This window comes from Rhodococcus aerolatus, from assembly GCF_054783215.1.
Window position 1 is genome coordinate 1 of sequence record NZ_BAAGQZ010000003.1, and the last position, 4,692, is coordinate 4,692.

4 protein-coding genes are annotated in these 4,692 nt (G+C 74.5%); all 4 read left to right on the forward strand.

What is annotated here, in order from left to right:
• On the forward strand, positions 1-1,065 hold a 1,065-nt coding region (locus ACYVOF_RS01585; protein ID WP_460863668.1), incomplete at its 5' end, for an AAA family ATPase.
• 52 nt (positions 1,066-1,117) lie between these two features.
• Entirely contained in the window at positions 1,118-2,536 is a 1,419-nt protein-coding gene (ftsY, locus tag ACYVOF_RS01590; RefSeq protein ID WP_460863670.1) for a signal recognition particle-docking protein FtsY, read from the forward strand.
• A 242-nt stretch (positions 2,537-2,778) separates the two neighbouring features.
• Positions 2,779-4,161 carry an ammonium transporter gene (locus ACYVOF_RS01595; protein WP_460863674.1) on the forward strand — a complete coding sequence of 461 codons (1,383 nt, stop codon included), beginning with the start codon at positions 2,779-2,781 and terminating at the stop codon, positions 4,159-4,161.
• Positions 4,158-4,496, forward strand: a complete 339-nt coding sequence (locus tag ACYVOF_RS01600; protein ID WP_460863672.1) for a P-II family nitrogen regulator — start codon at positions 4,158-4,160, stop codon at positions 4,494-4,496. Before ACYVOF_RS01595 ends, ACYVOF_RS01600 begins: the two co-directional genes overlap by 4 nt.
• Positions 4,497-4,692 lie beyond the last annotated feature (196 nt).

A 4,692-nucleotide genomic window follows, 5' to 3' on the forward strand; every position in this document is an offset into this window, starting at 1 on the left:
GTCGCCGCCGCCGCCGCGGTGGAGCAGGTCGGGCAGCGGGTCGCCCGCCTCGTCGAGCGCGCCGCCGCCGAGCGGGACCGGGTCGCGGCGGAGCGGGTCAGCACCGACCGGGCCGCGGCGGGCTGCCGGGACCGGGTGCGCGTGCTGGCCACCGAGCTGGCCGGGCTGACGGCCGCGCTGCACCGCGACGAGGTCTCCCGCACCGAGGCGGCGCTGCGGGTGAGCACCCTCGAGGAGCAGGTCCTGACCACCCACGGCCTGGCGCCCGACGACCTGGTGGCCGAGCACGGCCCGCACGTGCCGCTGCCCCCGCCGCCCGCCCTCGTCGCCGAGGTGGCGGCCGCCCGCGAGCGCGGCGAGGAGGTCAGCTCCCCGGCGCCGGTGCCGTTCGTCCGCGCCGAGCAGCAGGCCCGGCTCAAGCAGGCCGAGAAGGACCTGGCCACGCTCGGCAAGGTCAACCCGCTGGCGCTCGAGGAGTTCGCCGCCCTGGAGGAGCGCTACTCCTTCCTCGCCACCCAGCTCGAGGACGTCCGCGCCGCCCGCAAGGACCTGCTCGGGGTGGTGGCCGACGTCGACGCCCGCATCCTCGAGCTGTTCACCGCCGCCTACGCCGACGTCGCGGCCGAGTTCGGCGCCGTGTTCACCACGCTGTTCCCGGGGGGCGAGGGCCGGCTGGTGCTCACCGACCCCGAGGACATGCTCACCACCGGCGTCGAGGTCGAGGCCCGCCCGCCGGGCAAGAAGATCACCCGGCTCTCGCTGCTCTCCGGCGGGGAGAAGTCGCTGACCGCGGTGGCCATGCTCGTGGCGATCTTCCGGGCCCGGCCGTCGCCGTTCTACGTGATGGACGAGGTGGAGGCCGCGCTCGACGACACCAACCTGCGGCGCCTGATCACCCTGTTCTCGCAGCTGCGGGAGCACAGCCAGCTCATCGTCATCACCCACCAGCGGCCGACCATGGAGGTCGCGGACGCGCTCTACGGGGTGAGCATGCGCGGCGACGGCATCACCACGGTCATCAGCCAGCGGCTGCGCGGCACCGACGTCGAGGCGCCCCCGGCCTGACCCGCCCGGCCCGCACCGGCGACGCCCGCGGCCCGGCTGCGAGGATGGGGACGTGAGCAGCACAGCGTGGGTCGTGGTCGCCGTCGTCGTGGTGGTGCTGGCCGCCCTGCTCGTCCTGGGGCTGGTGCTGCGCCGCCGCCGCCGGGTGTCGCTGACCGGAAGGCCGATGCCCGAGGTCGGCACCCCGCGTCCCACCTACCGCGCCGGGGGCGGGTTCGACCTGCGCTCCGGCGGGGCCGCAGCGCCCACCCGGGCACCGACCGCCCCGCCCCGCACCCCGCGGGTCTCCGCGGCCCCCGTGCCCCCCGTGGAGCGCACCGACGACGACGGGCAGCCCCGGGTCGGGGACGACGCGTCGGTGCCGCGCGACTCCGCCCAGCGCGGCCTCGTCGAGGTGCAGCTGCCCGACGCCCCCGTCGCGCCCCGCACCCCCGTCGAGCGCGAGGTCGTGCCCGCCCCGGAGCCCGAGGTGGCCCCCGAGGCGCCCGTCGAGCCGGCCGTCGAGCCGGCCGCGCCGGCCGAGCCCGAGCCCGAGCCGCGCGAGGAGATCGCCCCCACCGAGGGCCGCCTGGAGCGCCTCCGCGGCCGGCTCGCGCGGTCCCAGGGCGCCGTCGGCCAGTCGCTGCTGGGCCTGCTCGGCGCGGGCGACCTCGACGAGGACGCGTGGGAGGAGGTCGAGGACACCCTCATCGTCGCCGACCTCGGCCACGACACCACCCAGGCCGTGATCACCCGGCTGCGCGAGCAGCTCGCCGTCCGCTCGGTCCGCACCGCCGAGCAGGCCCGCGCGCTGCTCAAGGAGGTGCTCGTGGGCGAGCTCTCCCCGGAGCTCGACCGGTCGCTGTCCGCCCTGCCCCACGACGACGCGCCGTCCGTGCTGCTCGTCGTCGGGGTCAACGGCACCGGCAAGACCACCACCACCGGCAAGCTCGCCCGGGTCCTCGTCGCCGACGGCCGCCGCGTGCTGCTGGGCGCGGCCGACACGTTCCGGGCCGCCGCGGCGGACCAGCTGCAGACCTGGGCCGACCGGGTCGGGGCCGAGGTGGTCCGCGGCAAGGAGGGCGCCGACCCCGCCGCCGTGGCCTTCGACGCCGTCGCCCGCGGCACCGAGCAGGGCGTGGACGCCGTGCTCATCGACACCGCCGGCCGGCTGCACACCAAGACCGGCCTGATGGACGAGCTCGGCAAGGTCAAGCGCGTCGTCGAGCGCAAGGCCGCCGTCGACGAGGTGCTGCTGGTCCTCGACGCCACCACCGGGCAGAACGGGCTGACCCAGGCCCGGGTGTTCTCCGAGGTCGTCACCGTCACCGGGGTGGTGCTGACCAAGCTCGACGGCACGGCCAAGGGCGGCATCGTCTTCCAGGTGCAGCGAGAGCTCGGGGTGCCGGTCAAGCTCGTCGGGCTCGGCGAGGGGGCCGACGACCTCGCGCCGTTCGAGCCGGAGGCCTTCGTCGAGGCCCTGCTGGGCTGACCTGCAGCTGACCCCTCGGGGCGGTGGCGCGCGACCCGGTCGTGGGCGACCGGTCCCGCCACACCGCGGACGCACCTGCGACACACGGCCTTAACACGGCTGCGCCGGTGGTTCACACGCAGGAAACACCGTGGCGGCACCCGTGAAACACGCGGTGCGGACCCTGTCCTCCAGGCCAAGGCCGCGGTCCCGACGTCCGTGGCTGTCTGACGAGGAGGCACTACGTGGACGGCTTTCCCATGATGGGGGACCCCAACACCGGGGACACCGCCTGGATGCTCGCGAGCGCTGCGCTCGTGCTGCTCATGACCCCCGGGCTCGCGTTCTTCTACGGCGGCATGGTCCGCGCGAAGAGCGTGCTGAACATGATGATGATGAGCCTGAGCGCGATGGGCGTGGTGGGGATCCTCTGGGTCCTCTACGGCTACTCGGTGGCGTTCGGCGAGGACAAGGGCAACTTCCTGGGTGACCCCACCCAGTACTGGGGCCTGAAGTCGATCATCGGCGGCACCTACCTGGCTGACTCCGACACCGGTGCGGCCGCGTCGGTGCCCCTGGCCGGCACCATCCCGATGACGGTCTTCGTGGCCTTCCAGGCCATGTTCGCCATCATCACCGTCGCCCTGATCTCGGGCGCGGTCGCCGACCGGCTCCGGTTCGGCCCGTGGCTGGTCTTCGCCGGGCTGTGGGCCACCGTCGTCTACTTCCCGGTCGCCCACTGGGTGTTCGCCTTCGACGGGGTCACCGCGACCGACGGCGGCTGGATCGCCAACAAGCTCAAGGCCGTCGACTTCGCCGGCGGGACCGCGGTCCACATCAACGCCGGTGCCGCGGGCCTCGTGCTGGCCATCGTGCTGGGCAAGCGCCGCGGCTTCGGCAAGGAGCCCATGCGGCCGCACAACCTGCCGTTCGTCATGCTCGGCGCGGGCCTGCTGTGGTTCGGCTGGTACGGCTTCAACGCCGGGTCGGCCGTCGCCTCCAACGGGATCGCCGGGGCCACCTTCATCACCACCACCGTCGCCACCTGCGCGGCCATGCTCGCCTGGCTGCTGGTGGAGCGGATCCGCGACGGCCACGCCACCAGCCTCGGTGCGGCCTCGGGCATCGTGGCCGGCCTGGTCGCCATCACGCCGTCCTGCTCCTCGGTCAACGTCATCGGCGCCCTGGCCATCGGCGTCGTCGCCGGCATCCTGTGCGCGCTGGCCGTCGGGCTGAAGTTCAAGTTCGGCTTCGACGACTCGCTCGACGTCGTCGGCGTCCACCTCGTCGGCGGTCTCATCGGCACCCTGATGGTCGGCCTCGTGGCCACCCCGGAGGCGCCGGCCGCGGTCAGCGGGCTCTTCTACGGTGGTGGCGTCGACCAGCTCTGGCGCCAGGCCGTCGGTGCGGGTGCCGTCCTGCTCTACTCGCTGGTCGCCACGACCGTCATCGCCCTGCTCATCAAGGTCACGATGGGCCTGCGCGCCGACGACGAGGCCGAGGCCGGCGGGATCGACGAGGCCGAGCACGCGGAGGGTGCGTACGACTTCGCCACCCTGGGCGGCGGGTCGGGCGGCGGCCTGAGCCGTTCCGCCGACACACTGGGCAAGACCCCGGCCGTGGCCGGAGAGAGGGGCCACTCGTGAAGCTCATCACCGCCATCGTCAAGCCGTTCACCCTGGAGGACGTCAAGGCCGCGCTCGAGCAGCTGGGCGTGCTCGGCATGACCGTCAGCGAGGTGCAGGGCTACGGCCGCCAGAAGGGCCACACCGAGGTCTACCGCGGTGCGGAGTACTCGGTGGACTTCGTGCCCAAGGTCCGCGTCGAGGTCGTCGTGGACGAGAGCGCCGCGGACAAGGTCGTCGACGCCATCGTCGAGGCCGCCCGCACCGGCAAGATCGGGGACGGCAAGGTCTGGGTGTCCCCGGTCGAGTCCATCGTCCGGGTCCGCACCGGGGAACGCGGTGCGGATGCGCTCTGACCCGACCGGGTCTCAGACGAACCCCGGTGAGCCGGGGAGGCCGGTGCCCGTCGCAGCTGCGGCGGGCACCGGCCCGTCCGGGGGCCCGACGCCCTCGGCCGACGTCGCGGCCGACCTCGTGCGCGCCCGCGACGTGCTGCTCGGCACCGGCCGGGCCGCCGTCCCCGAGCCCGCCCGCGGCGAGCGCCGCCGCGGC

Coding starts and splice junctions, on each gene's coding strand:
- ACYVOF_RS01595 (WP_460863674.1), top strand. CDS start 2,779: ATGGGGGACCCCAACACCGGGGACACCGCCTGGATGCTCGCGAGCGCT.